Origin of the sequence: Limnobacter sp. UBA7229 (assembly GCF_002473065.1) — a bacterium.
GTDB lineage: Bacteria > Pseudomonadota > Gammaproteobacteria > Burkholderiales > Burkholderiaceae_B > Limnobacter > Limnobacter profundi.
This window is the reverse complement of record NZ_DKTN01000010.1, coordinates 198,598-217,705: the sequence shown is the minus strand read 5'-3', so window position 1 is coordinate 217,705 and position 19,108 is coordinate 198,598. Positions and strand designations below refer to the sequence as shown.

At 45.7% G+C, this 19,108-nt stretch carries 17 protein-coding genes; 10 read left to right on the top strand and 7 right to left on the bottom strand.

Annotation, left to right across the window (positions count from 1 at the left end):
- Nucleotides 1-12: 12 nt before the first annotated feature.
- The 3 genes from B4C79_RS05475 to B4C79_RS05465 form a co-directional block, all read right to left on the bottom strand.
- Nucleotides 13-441 carry a hypothetical protein gene (locus B4C79_RS05475; protein ID WP_291762487.1) on the bottom strand — a complete coding sequence of 143 codons (429 nt, stop codon included), beginning with the start codon at nt 439-441 and terminating at the stop codon, nt 13-15.
- Nucleotides 442-661: 220 nt separating this feature from the next.
- A complete protein-coding gene (locus tag B4C79_RS05470; RefSeq protein ID WP_291762484.1) occupies nt 662-1,360 on the bottom strand; it encodes a DUF305 domain-containing protein in 699 nt (232 codons plus the stop codon).
- On the bottom strand, nt 1,360-3,015 hold the full coding sequence (locus B4C79_RS05465) for an LVIVD repeat-containing protein (RefSeq protein WP_291762481.1): 1,656 nt from the start codon (nt 3,013-3,015) through the stop codon (nt 1,360-1,362). Before B4C79_RS05465 ends, B4C79_RS05470 begins: the two co-directional genes overlap by 1 nt.
- 226 nt (nt 3,016-3,241) lie before the next feature.
- On the opposite strand from B4C79_RS05465, the gene B4C79_RS05460 reads away from it, so the two are divergent.
- Nucleotides 3,242-4,249 (top strand): helix-turn-helix transcriptional regulator, encoded by a 1,008-nt coding sequence (locus tag B4C79_RS05460; protein ID WP_291762479.1) that lies wholly within the window; start codon nt 3,242-3,244, stop codon nt 4,247-4,249.
- On the opposite strand, the gene B4C79_RS05455 is transcribed toward B4C79_RS05460, so the two are convergent.
- Nucleotides 4,243-4,851 (bottom strand): TetR/AcrR family transcriptional regulator, encoded by a 609-nt coding sequence (locus tag B4C79_RS05455; RefSeq protein ID WP_291762477.1) that lies wholly within the window; start codon nt 4,849-4,851, stop codon nt 4,243-4,245. The genes B4C79_RS05460 and B4C79_RS05455 overlap by 7 nt on opposite strands.
- 173 nt (nt 4,852-5,024) lie before the next feature.
- On the opposite strand from B4C79_RS05455, the gene B4C79_RS05450 reads away from it, so the two are divergent.
- From B4C79_RS05450 to B4C79_RS05440, 3 genes are read left to right on the top strand one after another with little or no spacing between them, the layout of a single operon-like run.
- Entirely contained in the window at nt 5,025-6,149 is a 1,125-nt protein-coding gene (locus B4C79_RS05450) for an LLM class flavin-dependent oxidoreductase (RefSeq protein ID WP_291762474.1), read from the top strand.
- Between the two features lie 20 nt (nt 6,150-6,169).
- Nucleotides 6,170-6,580 carry a nuclear transport factor 2 family protein gene (locus tag B4C79_RS05445; protein WP_291762470.1) on the top strand — a complete coding sequence of 137 codons (411 nt, stop codon included), beginning with the start codon at nt 6,170-6,172 and terminating at the stop codon, nt 6,578-6,580.
- A 32-nt stretch (nt 6,581-6,612) separates the two neighbouring features.
- The gene (locus B4C79_RS05440) at nt 6,613-7,359 is read left to right on the top strand and encodes a glucose 1-dehydrogenase (RefSeq protein ID WP_291762467.1); all 747 of its coding nucleotides are present in this window, start codon (nt 6,613-6,615) and stop codon (nt 7,357-7,359) included.
- Between the two features lie 10 nt (nt 7,360-7,369).
- Here B4C79_RS05440 and B4C79_RS05435 read toward each other — a convergent pair whose 3' ends face one another.
- From B4C79_RS05435 to B4C79_RS05425, 3 genes are read right to left on the bottom strand one after another with little or no spacing between them, the layout of a single operon-like run.
- The gene (locus B4C79_RS05435; protein ID WP_291762464.1) at nt 7,370-8,356 is read right to left on the bottom strand and encodes an NADPH:quinone oxidoreductase family protein; all 987 of its coding nucleotides are present in this window, start codon (nt 8,354-8,356) and stop codon (nt 7,370-7,372) included.
- Nucleotides 8,357-8,397: 41 nt separating this feature from the next.
- Nucleotides 8,398-8,931, bottom strand: coding sequence for a nuclear transport factor 2 family protein (locus tag B4C79_RS05430; protein ID WP_291762461.1), 534 nt, complete (start codon nt 8,929-8,931; stop codon nt 8,398-8,400).
- Between the two features lie 7 nt (nt 8,932-8,938).
- Nucleotides 8,939-10,066, bottom strand: a complete 1,128-nt coding sequence (locus B4C79_RS05425) for a hypothetical protein (RefSeq protein ID WP_291762458.1) — start codon at nt 10,064-10,066, stop codon at nt 8,939-8,941.
- A gap of 290 nt (nt 10,067-10,356) precedes the next feature.
- Between B4C79_RS05425 and B4C79_RS05420 the strand changes: the two genes are divergently transcribed.
- The 6 genes from B4C79_RS05420 to B4C79_RS05395 all read left to right on the top strand — a co-directional run bounded on the left by B4C79_RS05420 (nt 10,357) and on the right by B4C79_RS05395 (nt 19,101).
- On the top strand, nt 10,357-11,124 hold the full coding sequence (locus tag B4C79_RS05420) for an SDR family NAD(P)-dependent oxidoreductase (RefSeq protein ID WP_291762455.1): 768 nt from the start codon (nt 10,357-10,359) through the stop codon (nt 11,122-11,124).
- 35 nt (nt 11,125-11,159) lie between these two features.
- The gene (icmF, locus tag B4C79_RS05415; RefSeq protein WP_291762452.1) at nt 11,160-14,447 is read left to right on the top strand and encodes a fused isobutyryl-CoA mutase/GTPase IcmF; all 3,288 of its coding nucleotides are present in this window, start codon (nt 11,160-11,162) and stop codon (nt 14,445-14,447) included.
- A gap of 25 nt (nt 14,448-14,472) precedes the next feature.
- Nucleotides 14,473-16,260: an acyl-CoA dehydrogenase gene (locus tag B4C79_RS05410; protein WP_291762449.1), complete on the top strand. Its 1,788-nt coding sequence runs from the start codon at nt 14,473-14,475 to the stop codon at nt 16,258-16,260.
- 294 nt (nt 16,261-16,554) lie between these two features.
- Nucleotides 16,555-17,127: a cob(I)yrinic acid a,c-diamide adenosyltransferase gene (locus tag B4C79_RS05405; protein ID WP_291762446.1), complete on the top strand. Its 573-nt coding sequence runs from the start codon at nt 16,555-16,557 to the stop codon at nt 17,125-17,127.
- A complete protein-coding gene (locus tag B4C79_RS05400; protein WP_291762443.1) occupies nt 17,112-17,888 on the top strand; it encodes an enoyl-CoA hydratase in 777 nt (258 codons plus the stop codon). Before B4C79_RS05405 ends, B4C79_RS05400 begins: the two co-directional genes overlap by 16 nt.
- Before the next feature lie 28 nt (nt 17,889-17,916).
- Nucleotides 17,917-19,101 carry an acetyl-CoA C-acyltransferase family protein gene (locus B4C79_RS05395; RefSeq protein ID WP_291762440.1) on the top strand — a complete coding sequence of 395 codons (1,185 nt, stop codon included), beginning with the start codon at nt 17,917-17,919 and terminating at the stop codon, nt 19,099-19,101.
- Nucleotides 19,102-19,108 lie beyond the last annotated feature (7 nt).

Here is a 19,108-nt window from a genome sequence, read left to right as displayed (position 1 = left end):
TCTCGAACGGTACTAGATTTGTTTCAGAAATCGATCAATTGCCAGCAGTTTTTGCTCTTCGGTTAAGGTGAGTGATTTCGATCCACCTTCAACATAGATTTTTTCAACTTCGATTTTGTTCAAATACCAAGCGCTTGATTTGCGAATAAGCACAATTTTAGTAGCCTGACGTCGGAACTCATAGCTATTCGAAACCTTTCCTCCTGACACTACTACGGCTTTGGCACCAGCACGGTACCTCAATGGCAAAAATGCATTTTCCAACCTTTGTTCGAACTGAGCGGCGAGTGCTTCGACCTTGTCGAAGGTAGTAATCGTATATGCCCTTGCACCGCCATTTGTCTTTAGTAAAGCGTCTTCAATCTTCTGGGCATTCTTTGGGCAAACTTTAATCATTCTTTGATCCTTTTTTGAGACTTTATGGAACTCAAATTGGATCATATTCGATTTTTCTTATCGCTGTAAGTGATTGTTTAATAATTAAAAAATTTAAATTATATGCATTTTTACTCATAATGTATTTATAAAAAAATATGTATGTAATTACCTGAATATTGTTTGGCTTTTGACTCAAATCTCACACCATATAACTTCCCTGGTCGAAGACTTGTTTTACCCGATTCGAGCTGGTCTTTTTGTCTGACGCGAGCGATTAATACATTTATAGCGGATGAGGGTTGTCGGCCTTGGTTTCTGTTTTGGCTGTTCTGTTTAGAGACTCTTTTCCTAAAGCCAACACCGCCAATAAATTGCGCATCTGAGAAATTTCAACTCCCTGCTCGTATTGCATGCCCATGGCTATTTCTTTGACTATATTCGTTTCGGCATGGGCAGCAGCGTATTGCAGCATGGGTAAGCCACCTTCGTGATGACGAATCATCAAAGCGAGAAACATCATTTCCATTTCATGGCCATTTAATTCTCTTAGCTTGTTAATTTCTGCTTGTGAAGCCATGCCCGGCATGCCGCCCTGGCTTGCTCGACATATTTCCACGTACTCAGGATCATATGAATTTGTTTTAGGAGTCATCCAATCCATGGAAGTACCTGGGGGAAGAATAGATTGCTCCCACAAACGCAGCCACCCCTTCATTTGCCCGATCTCGTACATTTGATTGGTCAAGATTGAAAGAGCAAGCGAGTCGATTAGTTTCGAGCCCTTGCCGATTACAATTGAAGCAAGAGTGGTGGCTTGGTCATGATGAATGGACATATGCTGAATGAAGCCAACATCAATAGGCCCTGGCAAATGGGAGTTTTTTTCCTGATTTGCGCCAAGGTAATGTCCAGTCAAATAGGCCAGCGCCGCAAAGATTATTGCGGCTGCCAACCTCATGTAGGCTGATTGAGTAATTTTCATCAGTTCAATGGGTATGCACCATTTGTAAATTTCAAAGCCAGTACTCCATTGTCTTGACAGGTTACCCACAATTCATCGCGACCAACAAACTTTGGTGGTGAGCTGCAATAGTCCGCGGTAAGGTTGGCCCCTATGGTTGGATTACTTAAGGATCTAGCCAAAATCGGAGCCAATGAGTCGCCAGTTAAGTTTCCTGCTTCGGATCCCGGAACGCCCCCAATGTTGTTGACCAGCAATGAGGTGTGCTCAGATCCTTTCAAAAGTGCTTGTTTGCCAACTTGAGCTGGAGGATTAAAGTACGCAATCTCTTTAAATTGTTCCGGGTCTCTAATATCAAAAACGCGAACACCTGATTGTAAAAATCCGCAAGCCATTGCTGTAGGTTCATCCTTGTTGTCCACGGTACAGTAATGTGCCTCATATCCAAAAAGACCATTTCCAGTTGTATCTTCAAGACGAGTGGTTGCATGCTGAGGCAATTGAATTTCCAATTGCAGGCGGCTTACTATCTTGGGGTTTAGCTCATCAGAAATATCGATGAATTTTATCGACTCACTTGCAAATTCATCCACTGCAATCAAATGCTTTTTCTGATTAAAGGTAACCGGAATGGTGTGTTGAGACGCACCTGCTGTATTCCAGAAAACACTCCCCAATTGCCTAATTGAAGGTAAAGGTTTGCGACTTTGCACTTCACTAATGTCCAGGATGATTAGACCTGCCGGAAATGCAGTGGACAAATACATTCGGTTTCCATCTTCACTGATTTCAAATCCGTGATTTGTAATTACCGAGGTGCCAGTGAATACTATTTTTGGTGATTTCGTATCGGTCACATCTATTGCAGTGAGTGAACCACCCGCCAAGCCTGTAGCCCAATAGGTCAAGCCATCTGGAGCCCAGTTACCTTCATGTCCTAAGACATTTGCTGGTAGCGTCAGATTTCCTGAAAATGAATTCGCCAAAGTCGGATTTGCGCAATCACCATTTAAATCATATACGTCAAAAAATGCACCAGCAATTACTGGTCCAACGGCTACTCCACCAAGGAGGCCTCGTGCCTCATTCACTTTAAGGGATTCCCAGGTACCCGCAAACATCGCGGGACTCGTTAGATTGGTGGACAACTTTGGGTTTTTGGGGTCTGACATATCAACTACCTGAACACCCTGCGACTTTTTGCCCAAGATGCCCCCAAATGATGTTGCCATGAAAGCGCAGTTTTTGTAGAACGGGTTAACCCAGGAAGCACCTTCCCACTGGTATTGACCAACAAGTTCCATGTTGCAACTATAGCCCTGTTGGCTTCGACCACTGTCTCTGTCGGCTGCAGGGACTTGCCCTTGTAGCCCACTCTCTGGCATTGATCTGGGGCTGCATCTTGCTTTCTCAATCCGCAGAGGTTCCGCTGGTGTGTTGCCGGTGAGGTTGCTTAAAATCCTGGTTCCTGAGGACAAGATTTCTGTGCCTACATTCATGAATGTGTTGGCCAACATGCTGGTCGATGACGCAACATCGCTTGATCCAATTGAACTTTGACCAACATTTTGAGTGGAAGACGAAAGGCTGCCAGTTTCACTGGATTCCGTGCAGGCGGCTAGAGTGATAGTTATGGCAATTGGAGTTAGCAACTTTTTGCAATCAATTGATTTCATTTTTATGTCTCTATTTATATGTTTCTATGTATATGTCTCTATTCCCACATTGAAGAATAGTTTTTATTGAATTGCTCTGCTATCAAGATTAGGCAGCATTTCTGTCATATTTGGGTATTGCTTATATTCGTAATAAATCATTTTGTAAGTAAAGTTAGGGTTTTCAACTGTTGCCTTCTAGCATTACAGTTAGCACCAATACCTGTGTATACCCAGTGGGGGCAGTGTGGAAACAAGTCGTTTACTGAATACCGCATTGATTACCGATTCGCTTGGTAATCCGAGCCAACAGTTTCTTCTCAAGCATTCAACTGACTGGGATGAGGTAGAAGCTCTTACCCGAACTCTCTACACGCCTTGCCGGCTGGACATAGACACCCGATCCCCGCCTTCAACATCCATGTACGCTACAGAAGTGGGTAACTTTGTAATTGGTCGTTTGCAATATGGTGCTCAGATCAAGGCATTGGTTGATCAGTCGAATGAAGGAACAGGGCTGGCACTGACTTTACTGAAAGGCTCGAATAACTACAGTTCCAATTTCAGTAAGAATGTCGAATTGGTATCGGGCGAAACTTTCGTGATTGATACTTCCAGCGCCTTTCTCGATGCTGAAATTTCTCACGATACACAGTCTTTGAATCTTGTGTTTTCCAGACAGCATTTGGCTCGATTGCACCAAGTGCTTTACGGCATTGAAGCCACTGCGTCGATGTGGAGTAGATCTTACAAGCTTGAATCTGGACCCAGGAGTTTGATTCCCTTACTCGAATATATAACGCAATGTTGTGTGAATCGACCGGAAGAAATGAAATCTGGCATCTTGGGTCGACATCTGGATGAAATGATCGCAATACATTTGCTAGAGTCTTGGCGCGAAAGTTCCGGATTTAATCAGACGAGTTCTAATCCATGCGTACACAGTGTGAAATTGGCTGAAGAATATATGCGCGCGCATCTAAAAGACGTTCCTACCCGCGAAGCAATTGCCAAGGCGGCCAATGTAAGTGTGCGCGCGCTCACGGATTCCTTTCAGAAGGCCAAAGGGACTTCCCCAATGGCCTATTTGCGTCAACTAAGGCTTGAGGCAGTGCGGCAAGAATTATTGCTTGTCCGCGGTGCTAGAACTGTCACTGAAGTTGCTGCCGATTGGGGATTTAACCACCCGGGTAACTTTTCTTGTTTGTACTTTAAATATTTTGGTGAGAAGCCTTCGAGCACCGGGAGTCATTGATTGGTTTTTTTGAATAGCCCATCCAATGTGATTTCAATCATTAAGTCCTGAAGTCGAGGATAACCATCGTCATTCTGGCGTTCACTTGTCGTGAAGCAAATACCCCCAAGAGTAAGCATCCAGAGCAGTCGGACAGTGTCTTCTGCTGAGTACTTCAGTAATCCATCTTGTTCAAGTTTCTTAAGATCAGCAGTTACATTCTCCAGGGTTGTTGCGACGAGACTTGGCGGTTGTCCCGCTGCAATTTGATCTATTACCAGCCGACACATCAAAGGCTCTTTGTGTGCAAAATTATGGAATCTGGCCCAGCCCTGTCGAAGGCCGTGTAGTGGCCCCATCGATTTTGTACCTTCCCGATAAGCATCTCCCACTTGCCGGTAGGTTTCGTTAATTGCTGCACTGTGTAGCGATGCCAAATCGCCATAATGGTGGTACATGGTAGGTGCAGTTACCCCAACTTCGGCGCAGATCGCTCGGGTAGTGGCACCTTCTTTTCCCTCGCTGCTGAGCAGTCTCATTGTGGCTTCCAGCAATGCAATTTTCACTTCTTTGTCTACGATCAGACTCTTTTCCTGAGACTGTTTTGTGCGGCTTTTTTTCAAGTAAAAATCCTTCAGCGAATTAGAGATAAGAAATCGTCGGTTCCATTCTATGACTTTTTAAGACGATTTTTTAATCAACTATGATGTTGACAATTAAATATAGCGCCGCTATATTATTTTTGCATTAAACGCTGAAGTAAATCGACTGCAGTACCAAAACTAGGAGACTTGCGATGTCAATGGATACAGGTTTAATTTTTCATCCTTACATGCGCCCAGGGCGCACAGCCAAACAAACCTTCGAATGGGGCGTTCAAAGCGCAGTGGCATGCGACAAGATTGGTTTTTCATCCATCATGATTTCTGAACACGCCTCACAGATTTGGGAGAATATCCCGAGCCCAGAGTTGATTATGGCTGCTGCAGCATTGCAGACAGAGCGAATCAAATTCGCTCCTATGGCCCACATTCTTCCTCACCAACACCCCACAAAACTTGCTCTGACGGTAGGTTGGCTCTCCCAAATTCTGGAAGGGCGTTATTTCATGGGGATTGGCGCTGGTGCGTACCCGCAGGCGTCTTATATGCATGGAATCAAGAATGGCCAAGATACTGCATTCCTGAATGAGATGGTTCGTGAGTCGCTTTTCATTATGGAAAAGATCTGGAAGCGCGAGCCTTTTTTTCACGAAGGAAAATTCTGGAACGCTGGTTATCCTGAGGAGTTGGAATCTCATGATGAAAATGACGAGCAACATAAGCTAGCCAACTACGCACCTTGGGGGGGCGCCTTTCCGGAATTTGCTGTGACTGGTTTCAGTATGAACTCACCATCAATGAAGCTTGCTGGGGAACGTAATTTCAAACCTGTGTCAATTTACTCTGGTCTAGAGGCGCTGAAAAAACATTGGGATATCTATTCCGAGGCAAATATCAAGGCGGGATACACTCCGGATCGCTCAAGGCACGCTGTGTCTCAAACAGTGTTTTGTGCAGACACTGATGCTGAGGCAAAGAAATTGGTAATGGATGGGCCAATTGGATATTGCTTTAACAAGTACCTAATTCCTATTTGGCGTCGATTCGGCATGATGGACGGATTCGCTAAAGATGCGGGAATCAATCCTTCTGATGCCGATCTTGAGTTTCTTGTCGATCATGTATTCGTCGTTGGCTCGCCGGATACTGTTAAGGAAAAAATAAACAATCTGTTCCACAAATGCGGAGGTTGGGGAACTCTTCAAGTCGAATCGCATGACTACTACGACGATCCCTCTGCCTGGTTTTATTCCCTCGAATTGATCGCCAAAGAAGTTGCACCGTCAATCAAGTTGCCCACTGCAGCCACAAATCATTAAATTCAAACCGGGAGATTGAATTGAAGACCAATCAGGCAAAGGAAGCTGTTAAATTTTTTTTCAAGGAGTTTTCATCGGGTGACATCAGTCGAATCATGGCTGCGATGCACGATCAAGGTAGCTGGCAGGTGCCTGGTCGACTTGAGGGGTTGTCGGGTATTTACAAAAAATCTCAGCTCACTTATTTACTTCTTGGGGCGTTCGATCTGTATGAAGGTGGAGCGTTAAAGCTGACACCAGTCAGCATAATTTCAGAGGGAAATCTAGTGGCTGTGGAGGCTGAATCGTTTGCTAAGCTGAAAGACGGTCGCACCTACAATAATTTTTATCATTTTTTGATTGCGGTTGAAGATGGAAAGGTGAAGCACATCAAAGAATATATGGATACCTACCATGCTTGGGAAACTTTCCTGAAACCAAGAGAAAGCTGAACCGGTAATCACTAGTGAATTGGAGTCAATCTATGACTAGACTGAAAGATAAGGTGGCGATTGTTACGGGTGCGTCTCGAGGAATGGGGGCATCCCATGCAAGAAGATTCATTGCTGAAGGTGCTTCGGTAATTTTGACTGATTTAAACGAGTCTGCGGGCAGGACTTTGGCTGATGAGCTGGGCAAAAATGCATCGTTTTGTAAACATGACGTTACAAGGGCTGATGATTGGTCAAAGGTGGTGTCAGTGGCCGAGGAGAAATTTGGTTTCGTAACTGTATTGGTGAATAACGCCGGGATTTTGGGTCCCATGGCAAAAACAGAAGTTCTTCAGGAGTCTGACTACCTTCAAGTTTGTGCTGTGAATCAACACTCAGTATTCCTTGGAATGCGTGCAGTTTTGCCATCGATGCTGCATGCAGGAATGGGATCTATTGTTAACATTTCTTCAATTGCTGGTATTGCGGCAAATTACGGGTTTCCGAGCCTTGCTTATGTAGCAAGCAAGTTTGCAGTTAGGGGTATGACCAAAGCAACGGCAATAGAGTATGGAAGTAAAAATATCCGGGTGAATTCTGTGCATCCAGGATTCATATATACCCCGATGATGGTGGAAGCCACCAATGAGGAAGGGGGGGACGCTACAAGCCTTATTCCATTGGGGCGTATTGCGAGCCCGGAAGAGGTATCGAATCTTGTGCTGTTTTTGGCTTCTGATGAAGCGTCTTACATCACAGGGAGTGAATACCTTGTTGATGCCGGGATGATGGCGCAATGATAGGTGGATTTTATTTCGACAAGTCGATGATTAGCTTGCCATTGATTTGTCGATTTGATATCTCGGCAAGTGCTGTCGGTACCTCTGCCAAAGCATAAATCTTATGAATGTTGGGCTTTATTTTTTTTATTCTCAAAAGTTCAAATATCTCGACAAAATTCGTCTTGTGTTGATTTGAGTTCCTCTTGATTGATTCTCCCCAATACACACCAACCAAGCTGTATCCTTTCAGGAGAGCAAGGTTAGCAGGTAGTGTTGGAATTTGCCCTGATGCAAATCCCACGGTGAGAAGCCGACCGCCCCAAGCCATACACCTGCTTACGGTATTAAATATTTCTCCGCCTACCGGGTCGAGGCATACATCGAGCCCATACCCATTTGTGATTCGATTTATCTCTTGTTTAATGTCTTGAGTCTGATAATCAATCAGGAAATCCGCTCCATTTTCCGAGGCAATTTTAAGTTTTTGCTTTGAGCTTGCCGCTGCGATTACTGTTGCCCCCAACGATTTTCCAATTTGTACTGCAGTCAACCCTACACCCCCAGCCGCGCCGTTGACAAGCAGGAACTCGTGGGGTGATAGGTTAGCTCGATTGTGCAGTGCGTGAAAACTGGTTCCTGCAGCGGTATAGATTGCCACTGCATCAAGGTGATTCACTTCATTTGGTACTGAAATAGCTTCAGATGCATTTACTACGGCCATTTCGGCAAATGCGCCATGACCATTTGCTGCGAGTCCTACTATTTTGTCACCCATTTTGATGGATCGCACGTGGGCGCCGCATTCAATGACCTCACCAACTACTTCAAAACCTGGAGCAAAAGGAAATGGGGGTTTAAGCTGGTATTTTCCTTGAATGATCAATGTGTCGGGAAAATTCACTCCAGCCGCGAGAACTTTTACCAACACCTGATTGTCTTCAGGCGTAGGTGTAGGAAGGTGTGCAACTGTGAGTTCATCAGGGTCGCAATAATTCTCACATATGATGGCTTTCATTCATATTTCCTTTAATGCTCAGTCAATTGATAGAAGACAGGTCACACTCTTTTCGGTAATTGACCTTTCAGGATCATTTCGTACACTGGATCATTCCTATCTCTTGAACCCCAGAGAAACTTGCTTGTGTCGATTGGAAGGTCTGGCTCCGGCCAAGTTTCTACTTTATGCCAGTCAAGGCAGACAACCCGGTGAGATATTTTCCACTGCCCCTGTCTTTTTGAGAATGTGTCCAGATATCGAGCGCCCATTACATCGACCTTTAAAGGCGTGGTGTTTCGGCGCAGTAGCGTAGCCATAATTTGTGACTCCGCCCAAGCTTCATTCCCACTCACTTCAATCATTGTATTGGTGACGCAATGTGTGGTTGTGATGTTTGCATCTTTTAAACGTCTAACCACAAAATCCGCAAAATCATGTGCATTCCCTCTCCAGTACCCGTGATCATCGTGTGCGTCCGAGTGATAGGCTGTTTTCACTATGTCGGGATCACAGCGATCGACGCCTCGGCAGTAGGTGTAGATCACCTCTTGAATTGCATTCTTATCAAGAAGAAATGTAATTTGATCATTCATCTATTTTTCAGCCTCTAAGTTGTTTACTTATCTCTTTGGGGTGCTCATACGGGTGTTGGCGAATGGCTTGTGTTTGGAATTTTGGTACGGTTGCCTTCAAAGCCTTCCACCACTTTATCAATTGATCTTCTTCGTTATAGTTGAAATCTCTTGGCCCTAGTCGCCCGTGTTTTCCATCTATTTGGGGTGGGTTTTCGATCAAGTATTCGCAGGTAGAGTGAATCCAGTTCTTAGCCTCAACGACATCTTGGTAGCCGAGCTCGATTTTGGCTTTTGTGGTGACAGGCACCCTATGACGGATAAGTGAATGCTTATTGTCCTCGGCACTAATCCATGCACTGTCCCCGCTCATGGGCAATGCGCAACTGTCCAAGGGTATCAATTGTGAGGGAATATCCAGAAACTCAAATTTATAATCAAAGTATGAGGAGATGTGTTCAATCCACTCCCGTAAAGTGAGTTGGTCTTCGTCTGCAGCGTGATAGATCTTGCCACCAACTTTCTCTGGCTGATCAATCATTAGACCTATTAAATGGGCTGCATTCGGTGCAGCACATCTTCCAAAGATCTGTAACCCGGATCCTGATAGCGGCCAGAATTTTCGGCGATCAATAATCCTTTTTATGACATGCCATTCGAGTGGTGCAACGGAGTGAGGACCATAGAGATACGGATATCTGACAACCGAGCCTGTGTAGTATCCAGAGGCTGAATCGTTAAGAATCATTTGTTCAGTTTCTATGATCTTGGGTAGGAGCTTTTGAAGACCTGGCGGAGAAAGATTCAAAAGTTGATAGGGATCCGACTCTTTCAATGGAATTCCAATTTTGTCGCCTACAACTGGCAATCCAGAGACGGCGATCAATTGTTTTGTCCTCTCACGCAAGTGCTCTGCCAGAATTCGGATACGTCCATAAGTAAGAACAGTTAAATCCCATTGCTGCTGACCTAGCTTTTCTTCGATAGAAGCTTTGAAATGTGGATCTCCGTGAATGTGCTCATATCTTTGGATTTCCTTTAATTCATGCTGCCCTGTGTGGAAGATGGTCACGTCAAATCCACGCGCTTCCAATTCGCGGGCTATGTGAAGTCCGCTGGCTCCCGATCCTCCTACTAGCAGTGCTTTTTTACTCATGAATGGCCGTCTGTTCGGATCGTAAACAACTTGCTATTAAATAAAAATCAACAAGTTTGTTGATTGATATGACAAAAAATCTCTTTTCGTAGTAATTCAGAGTCGTTGAAAAATAAAACATTTTTTGATGTTTTTCTGAAGAAGTAATCTTGATGAGCTTTTGGTTGTCTGTCAACATTAGCGTTGACTTATATCGTCTTGCCTTGTATATTTTTGCAATGAAAACCTTAAGACTTTGGTAACTACATCCATCAGATCAATATTTGACAAGGGGTTAGAGGATGTTACTTTTGGGTAAGAAAATTATTGTCACCGGTGGTGCCAGAGGCATTGGTGAGTCGCTAGTTCGGGCCTTCGTAAGAGAAGGCGCGCTGGTAGCATCGCTGGATGTTAATGATGAACTTGGCAATAAAGTAATTGCCAGCTTGGCGGAAAAGGATCGCAGTCGGGCCTTTTACATGAATTGCGATGTCAAGAGCAGAAGTCAAGTCAACTCTGTCTTTGATCTCGCCAGCCAGAGAATGAATGGACTGGATGTCTTGGTTAATGTTGCTGGTGTTCAGCGTCACTGTAACCCCGAGAACATTGATGACGACATGTATGACTTTCTATTCGATGTCAATGTGCGTGGAACTATGCATACCAACGGTGCCGCTTATCGAATCATGAAGCCCAGTGGCAGCGGAAATATTATCAACTTTGGTTCCGAATCTGGTTTGACTGGGGAAATTAATAATGCCCTGTATGCGTCTACCAAAGCTGCTGTGCATTGTTGGACTCGAACGGTGGCTCGTCAATGGGGCCCTGATGGTATTCGGGTCAATGCGGTGCTTCCTTATGTCGCTACACCTTTGTATGACGAATTTAGAGCCTCTTTGAGCCCTGAGATGTTGGCTGCTCATGAAGCGGAAACTCGGCACGCAATTCCTTTGGGGGGCAAGTTTGGAACGCCAGACCGAGACCTCGCACCTGTAGTTGTGTTTCTGGCCAGTGAAGGATCCAGATTCATGACGGGACAGATGATCCCTGTGGACGGTGGATTTATATCCGTTCGATAAATTCGTTTAACGTAATTTCTAGATTAGCCCGACTTATGACCAACTCCACTATTTCCTCTTCATCTGATCTCAATTTGAACAATAAAGTTAGGTTTGTAACAGCGGCTTCGTTATTTGATGGTCATGATGCTTCGATCAATATCATGCGGCGAATACTTATGGCCAATGGTACGGAGGTGATTCACCTTGGGCACAACAGATCCGTTGAGGAAATAGTGACTGCCGCGCTGCAAGAAGATGCGCAGGGCATCGCTGTTTCAAGCTATCAAGGTGGTCATGTTGAGTATTTCAAATACATGATCGACCTTCTAAAGCAGCGTGGCGGTGCGCACATCAAAGTTTTTGGTGGTGGTGGCGGTGTGATCGTTCCGGCTGAGATTGCTGATCTTCATGCATACGGCGTTGAGAGGATTTTCAGTCCTGAGGATGGTCAAAAAATGGGGCTGGTTGGAATGATCCAGCACATGATTAAACGAAGTGATATCGACCTGACTTCGTTCTCTCCTAAGAACCTGGAGTTCACAACCATTTCTGATCGCGAAGTACGATCACGGCAATTGGCTCAATTCCTTACGGCCCTTGAAGTGGGTGCAGTAGCACCCAAAATTGTGGCTCAACTCAAAGATGAAGCCTCAAAAGTAAAGTGTCCTGTATTGGGTATAACTGGTACGGGAGGGGCAGGTAAATCTTCTCTTACCGATGAACTGATTCGTCGAATTCGCCTGGATCAAGAAGACACACTGAATATCGCAGTGATTTCCATTGATCCATCTAGAAGAAAGTCGGGTGGCGCACTATTGGGTGACAGAATCCGAATGAATGCGATTAATCCGTGGAACAGTGGTTCAAGAGTTTTCATGAGATCTTTGGCAACTCGCGAAGCGGGTTCTGAAATTTCTCAATCGCTTCCGGATGTAATTGCTGCATGCAAGCTCAGTGGGTTCGATTTGATTATTGTCGAAACATCAGGAATTGGACAAGGCGATGCCGCGATCGTTCCGCATGTGGATATTTCGATGTATGTGATGACCCCTGAGTTTGGTGCAGCATCACAACTGGAAAAAATTGACATGCTCGATTTCGCCGATTTTGTTGTTATCAACAAGTTTGATCGGAAAGGGGCGTTGGACGCAATTCGTGATGTGTGTAAGCAAGTTCAAAGAAATCGGGAACAGTTTGATGTACCTCCTGAGCAGATGCCAGTTTATGGAACTCAGGCGTCAAGATTTAATGATGATGGTGTCACTGCGCTGTATCAGGGACTTCTACCCAAGTTGATCGAATTCGGATTGAATGCACGCCAGGGCAAGTTGCCTTGGGTGTCTGTACGGAGTTCCTCAGGTAAAAATGCGATAGTTCCAACTTCGAGATCGCGTTATCTTGCTGAGATTGCTGACACTGTCCGGGGCTATCACACATTTGTCAGAAAGCAGTCAGTACTGGCAAGGGAAATCCAACAGATCAGCGAAACAAAACGTATGGCGATGAAGGTAGGCCGGGATCTTGAGGTTGATGATCTAATTGCCGAGCGTAGAACGGAGTTCAATGGGGCTTGTCATCAGCTTCTTGAGGGTTGGTCAAAGGTTAAAGAATCCTATTCTGGGGACGACTACGTCGTGCAGATCAGGAAAGGTGACTCTTTCGTTGAGAGCAAAACCCGACTAATTATTGAATCCCTTTCTGGTACGCGTATTCGGAAAGTGTCCCTTCCGAAATATGAGGATCATGGGGAACTTTTGCGATGGCTGCTTCTTGAGAATGTCCCTGGCTCATTTCCTTACACCGCTGGCGTATTCCCATTTAAACGTGAGGGGGAAGATCCAACCCGTATGTTTGCTGGTGAGGGTGATGCTTACAGGACCAATCGACGGTTTAAGCTTGTTTCCCAGGGGATGGATGCAAAGCGCTTGTCTACCGCCTTTGACTCTGTAACTCTTTACGGCGCCGACCCAGCATTGCGTCCTGATATCTACGGCAAGGTGGGTAACTCTGGGGTATCGATCGCGACGCTCGAGGATATGAAGGTTCTTTATGACGGTTTCGATCTCTGTGATCCGACCACCTCCGTATCAATGACCATCAACGGTCCAGCACCGACAATTCTTGCCATGTTTATGAATACGGCAATTGATCAACGTGTGGAGCTATTCGTCAAAGAGAACGGTCGTTCTCCAACACCCGATGAGTATCAACAACTTAAGGCATGGGTATTAAAAAACGTTCGTGGAACAGTTCAGGCAGATATTTTGAAAGAGGATCAAGGACAAAATACCTGTATCTTCTCAACCGAGTTTTCTTTAAAGGTGATGGGTGATATTCAGCAGTACTTTGTTGAGAATCAGGTTCGTAACTTTTACTCAGTATCAATCTCCGGATATCACATCGCAGAAGCCGGTGCTAATCCCATTTCGCAGCTTGCCTTCACGCTTTCAAATGGCTTCACCTATGTCGAGGCATATTTAGCGCGCGGAATGAGTATTGATGACTTTGCTCCTAATTTGTCCTTCTTTTTCTCCAACGGAATGGATCCAGAGTACACGGTGCTAGGTCGTGTTGCCCGTCGCATTTGGGCGGTGGCGATGAGAGACAAGTATGGTGCAAACGATCGCAGCCAGAAACTTAAATATCACATTCAAACATCTGGGCGTTCTTTGCATGCTCAGGAAATTGACTTCAATGACATTCGTACTACCTTACAGGCGTTGATTGCCATCTATGACAACTGTAATTCCCTACATACGAATGCATACGATGAAGCAATCACCACACCTACAGACGAATCCGTGCGCCGCGCTTTGGCGATCCAATTGATCATCAACAGAGAATGGGGGCTTGCCAAGAATGAGAATCCAAGCCAAGGAAGTTTCATTATTGAGGAACTCACCGATCTGGTAGAAGAGGCGGTACTTAAAGAGTTTGAAAGGATCGCTGAGCGTGGAGGTGTTCTGGGTGCAATGGAAACTGGCTACCAGCGTAGCAAGATCCAGGAAGAGTCGATGTACTACGAAGAGCTTAAACACGACGGCCGTCTACCGATTATTGGAGTGAACACATTCCGTAATCCCAAAGAAGAGTCAACTATTGCGACAGTGGAGTTGGCGCGATCCACCGATCAGGAAAAGCAATCTCAGCTTAGCCGTCTGGCTGACTTTCAAGATCGAAATGCTTCAAGTGCGCCCGCGATGCTAGATAGGCTTAAATCTACGGTGGTTCAAGATGGAAATGTCTTTGAGGCATTAATGGATGCAGTACGCGTATGTTCACTTGGTCAGATCAGCAACGCACTTTTCGAGGTGGGTGGTCAGTATCGCCGCAGCATGTAACCAATTATTAATTTAAGAAATTGTTATGAATCAATATTCGCCCCCGTTGGATGATTTTAGTTTTTTGTTGAATCAAGTTTTTAATATAAATAAACACCTGCAGCATTGTGGGTTGGAGCAGGACGCCGATCTGGCAATTGCTGTCGCAGAAGAGGCTGGAAAGTTGGCCACCGACAAACTGGGACCCTTGAATTGGTCAGGCGATGTCGAAGGTGCAACCTGGACGGATGGTGAAGTTCAGACACCTCAAGGCTTCAAGGCGGCCTATCAAGAGTTCTGTGAAGGGGGTTGGAACGGTCTACGTTTCCCCGAGCAGTATGGCGGTCAGGCCTTGTCGTCGACTGTATCCACAATGGTGGACGAGATATGGCATGCAGCCAATATGAGTTTTGCTTTGTGCCCCATGCTTACGAATGGTGCAATTGAAGCTTTACTCACTGCGGGTAGCGATCAGCAAAAATCCCTCTACTTGCCGAAATTGGTAAGCGGCGAGTGGACTGGCACTATGAACATTACTGAGCCTTCCGCCGGTTCAGATTTGGGTGCGATTCAAACCAAGGCCATACCTGCAGGCGATGGGACATTTCGAATCACCGGACAGAAAATTTTTATTACCTATGGTGAACATGATCTTGCTGAAAATATAGTCCATCTTGTTCTTGCACGAGTTGCGGGCGGTCCGACCGGCGTGAAAGGTCTTTCCTTGTTTCTTGTTCCTAAATTTCTGGTCAATGACGATGGAACCCTTGGCGATAGAAACGATTTGAAATGTGTGTCCATTGAGCACAAGTTGGGTATCCATGGAAGCCCGACTGCTGTGATGCAATTCGGGGAAGTCGATTCAGCGATTGGTTATCTGATCGGTGAAGAGAATCGTGGCCTTGAGTACATGTTCATCATGATGAACGATGCTCGTTTCTCCGTTGGGATACAAGGCTTATCCATCTCTTCTCGGGCCTATTTACATGCGCTGTCCTACGCAAAAGAGCGAGTTCAGGGAGGTGCAGTTGGTGAGCCCGGTGCTAAAGGCTCGACAATCATTCGTCATCCAGACATTCGGCGTTTGTTACTTTCAATGAAGTCGAAGATCGAGGCGATGAGAGCGCTGGCTATGTACGTCGCTATGCAGCGAGATGTGTGTCACAGCAGTAAAGTTGAATCTACCGAACGAAGTGCTGCTCAGTCCAGATTAGAGTTTCTGATTCCAGTCTTGAAGGGCTGGTTTACTGAGGTTGCCCAAGACATTACTTATGATGCCATTCAGGTATTCGGCGGGATGGGGTTCATTGAGGAAACTGGCGTCGCTCAACATTACCGTGATGCCCGAATCGTGACTATTTATGAAGGCACTACGGCTATTCAAGCCAATGACCTGGTTGGTAGAAAAACACTCCGCGACTCTGCTGGGGAGGCTTACAGGCTACTTGAGGAAATTGGGCAGGAAATCAGCATGCTCAGCAGCATCAATCATCCAGCCTGTTCAATCATGACCGAGCAACTAGAGTTTGCATTGGTTGAAATGAAGCTGGTTTTGAACTGGATGTTGGGAAAGAGTAGAGAGGCACCTCGAGAAGTTTATGCCGGTTCCGTACCCTACCTACAAATGTGGGGTTTGATCTGTGGTGCCTGGATGCATGCACGTCGTCTTAATGCCATCCTCTCAAACGTTGAGGAGCTTGACTCCACTGGCAGTGCTGTGATTTCTTCGGCCCTCTTTTTTGCTGAACAAGTTTTACCACAGGCCGTTGCCATGTCTTGCGGAATCAGGAATGGTGGTGAATTTGCCCTGAATTACCCGGACAGTGCGTGGTAGAAATGAAGCCGACGCGTCGACAATTGGTTACTTCTCTGAAGGCAGCAGTCAATGAAAACAGAGAGTTAAATGCCGTGATTCTTCTCTTGGAAAGATCTGTGCGCTTCGGGCACCGAAGACTTGCTTTGATACGTTGTCTTCAAGCTGAGTGCATGGGAGTCGATGTACCTGCTGGCCTGTTGAATTATTGCCAGAAAGTCGCTGACAGCATGAGACCTGAGGAAATTGAGAAGGTTGTTCAGTCGGTTAAAAATCGAAGTAGGGTCATTTAATTTCAACTTAAAGCGGAAAAAAATGGGTAATCGTTTGACGAAAATTTACACCAAGACCGGAGATGACGGAACAACCGGTCTTGGGGATGGTTCACGTGTTGACAAGGATTCAACGCGTGTAGAGGCCATGGGACAGGTTGATCATTTGAACTCTATTTTGGGAATGTTGATCGCCAGTCCTGATGTCCCAATCCATTTGTCCGAGATGATCTCTGATATCCAGCATGATCTGTTTGATTTGGGAGCTGAGTTGTGTATCCCCGGATTCACCCGAATATCCGAAACGCACGTACTTAGACTCGAATCTCAACTGGACTCCATTAATGAAAATCTCGGGAGGCTAGAGGATTTCATTCTCCCTGGTGGGGGATTCTCGGCAAGTTTGGCTCACTTTGCCAGAACTGCATGTCGTAATGCGGAGCGAGTGGTTATTCGGCTTTCCCGCGAAGGAGAGGAGATTGGTGAGCCCCTAAGAAAGTACCTGAATCGTCTGTCAGATTTCTTATTCGTCTTTGCGCGCGAGTTGAATCGCTGTAACGGATTGAAGGATGTTCTCTGGATTCAAAAGAAAGGTGAAGTATGTCAGAAGGCGTAATTTTGATTGATCGTTTAGGCCCTGTGGGTATTGTGCGTTTGAACAGGCCGAAACAGCTTAACGCACTAAACGATGAGTTGATGAACAAGTTGGGTCAAGCTCTGGTCGAGCTTGAAGCTGATGGAGATATTCGCTGTATCGTCATTACCGGTGGCCCAAAAGTTTTCGCTGCTGGTGCTGACATCGGAGAAATGAAAGACTTTAGTTACTCAGAGGCATTTAACTCAAATTTTATCTCCCGTAATTGGGAAACAATCTTGAAAATCAGAAAGCCAGTGATTGCTGCGGTTTCAGGATTTGCACTGGGTGGTGGATGCGAACTCGCAATGATGTGCGATTTAATTGTGGCATCTGAGTCTGCGAAATTTGGCCAACCAGAAATCAAGCTTGGAATTATCCCCGGCGCAGGCGGTACTCAGCGACTTCCAAGAACCTTATCAAAGTACAAAGCCATGGACATGGTCTTGACTGGCAAAATGATTGATGCAGTGGAAGCAGAGAAATCAGGTTTGGTGTCTCGCATTTTGCCGCTAGAGCGTTTTGAAGACGAAGTGATCGAACTGGCTGAAGTGATTGCCTCTCGATCCCTTCCCAGCTTGATGGCTGCAAAAGAGTCAATCAATAGGGCTTATGAGTCGACTCTTTCTGAAGGGCTATTGTTTGAACGTCGACAATTTCATTCGATGTTTGCAACTTGCGATCAGAAAGAAGGAATGGCTGCTTTTGTTGAAAAGAGATCTCCAGATTTTCAGCATCGTTGAATCTAATTTTCAAATCGGGTGACTAATAATGTACAAGAAGAATGTGATGGTTCTGGGGGCTAAGCGAACTGCGATTGGCTCTTTTGGCGGCTCATTGAAGGATATTCCTCTATCGACTCTAGCGACCGAGGTTGTGCGCGCTGCCGTTGCACAATCGAACGTGAGAGTCGAGGATGTTGGGCACGTCGTAATGGGCAATGTAGTTCCAACTGAACCACGTGATGCCTATTTAAGCCGAGTTGCCGCTATTGACTCAGGACTCCCAATTGAAACACCTGCATTTAACGTGAATAGACTCTGTGGCTCCGGTATACAGGCCATCATTTCGTCTTCGCAGTCTATTGCCATGGGTGATACTCAAGTAGCAGTGGCTGCTGGAGCGGAGTCAATGAGTCGGGGTTTGTATATGCTTCCGTCGGCTCGCTGGGGCGCGAGAATGGGCAACACAGAAGTGCTTGATTTCATGACCGGCATACTTCATGACCCTTGGAAAAAAGTTCATATGGGGATTACTGCAGAAAATGTCGCTGAGCGTTACGGCATTTCGCGTCAAACGCAGGATGAATTGGCTTTTGAAAGTCAACGTAGGGCCATCCACGCCATCGATAATGGATATTTCAAGGAGCAAATTGTTCCGATCAAAATACTTCAGAAGCGAATGGAAGTCGCTTTCGAGGTTGATGAGCACGTTCGTCGTTCGACGAGCATTGAAGAATTATCAGCCATGAGGCCAGTATTTAAGAAAGATGGTTTAGTGACGGCAGGTAATGCATCAGGAATCAATGACGGTGCTGCTGCCATGGTTCTGGCAGATGAGCACTATGCCAATTCCAACGGATTGAAACCCTTGGCCAGGTTGGTCGGTTACGCCCACGCGGGGGTGGACCCGCTTTACATGGGGATCGGACCTGTACCGGCAAGCCGCAAGGTTCTTCAGTCCACTGGGTTACGTGTCGAAGACATGGATGTAATTGAATCCAATGAAGCCTTTGCTGCACAAGCATGTGCAGTATCCAGGGAATTAAACTTTGATCCCAAAAAAGTTAATCCGAATGGCTCTGGAATTTCCCTTGGACATCCGGTAGGCGCTACTGGGGTAATTATTGCTTTGAAAGCGATTTATGAGCTCCACAGGATCAATGGCCGATATGCTTTGGTCACTATGTGTATTGGCGGTGGTCAGGGTATCGCTTTGATCTTTGAAAAGGCATGATTTTTGA

Excerpts from the sequence above, each read along its gene's own strand:
- B4C79_RS05475 (WP_291762487.1), bottom strand. The coding sequence starts at position 441 with ATGATCCAATTTGAGTTCCATAAAGTCTCAAAAAAGGATCAAAGAATG.
- B4C79_RS05470 (WP_291762484.1), bottom strand. The coding sequence starts at position 1,360 with ATGAAAATTACTCAATCAGCCTACATGAGGTTGGCAGCCGCAATAATC.
- B4C79_RS05465 (WP_291762481.1), bottom strand. The coding sequence starts at position 3,015 with ATGAAATCAATTGATTGCAAAAAGTTGCTAACTCCAATTGCCATAACT.
- B4C79_RS05450 (WP_291762474.1), top strand. The coding sequence starts at position 5,025 with ATGTCAATGGATACAGGTTTAATTTTTCATCCTTACATGCGCCCAGGG.
- B4C79_RS05440 (WP_291762467.1), top strand. The coding sequence starts at position 6,613 with ATGACTAGACTGAAAGATAAGGTGGCGATTGTTACGGGTGCGTCTCGA.
- B4C79_RS05435 (WP_291762464.1), bottom strand. The coding sequence starts at position 8,356 with ATGAAAGCCATCATATGTGAGAATTATTGCGACCCTGATGAACTCACA.
- B4C79_RS05430 (WP_291762461.1), bottom strand. The coding sequence starts at position 8,931 with ATGAATGATCAAATTACATTTCTTCTTGATAAGAATGCAATTCAAGAG.
- B4C79_RS05425 (WP_291762458.1), bottom strand. The coding sequence starts at position 10,066 with ATGAGTAAAAAAGCACTGCTAGTAGGAGGATCGGGAGCCAGCGGACTT.
- icmF (WP_291762452.1), top strand. The coding sequence starts at position 11,160 with ATGACCAACTCCACTATTTCCTCTTCATCTGATCTCAATTTGAACAAT.
- B4C79_RS05410 (WP_291762449.1), top strand. The coding sequence starts at position 14,473 with ATGAATCAATATTCGCCCCCGTTGGATGATTTTAGTTTTTTGTTGAAT.
- B4C79_RS05405 (WP_291762446.1), top strand. The coding sequence starts at position 16,555 with ATGGGTAATCGTTTGACGAAAATTTACACCAAGACCGGAGATGACGGA.
- B4C79_RS05400 (WP_291762443.1), top strand. The coding sequence starts at position 17,112 with ATGTCAGAAGGCGTAATTTTGATTGATCGTTTAGGCCCTGTGGGTATT.
- B4C79_RS05395 (WP_291762440.1), top strand. The coding sequence starts at position 17,917 with ATGTACAAGAAGAATGTGATGGTTCTGGGGGCTAAGCGAACTGCGATT.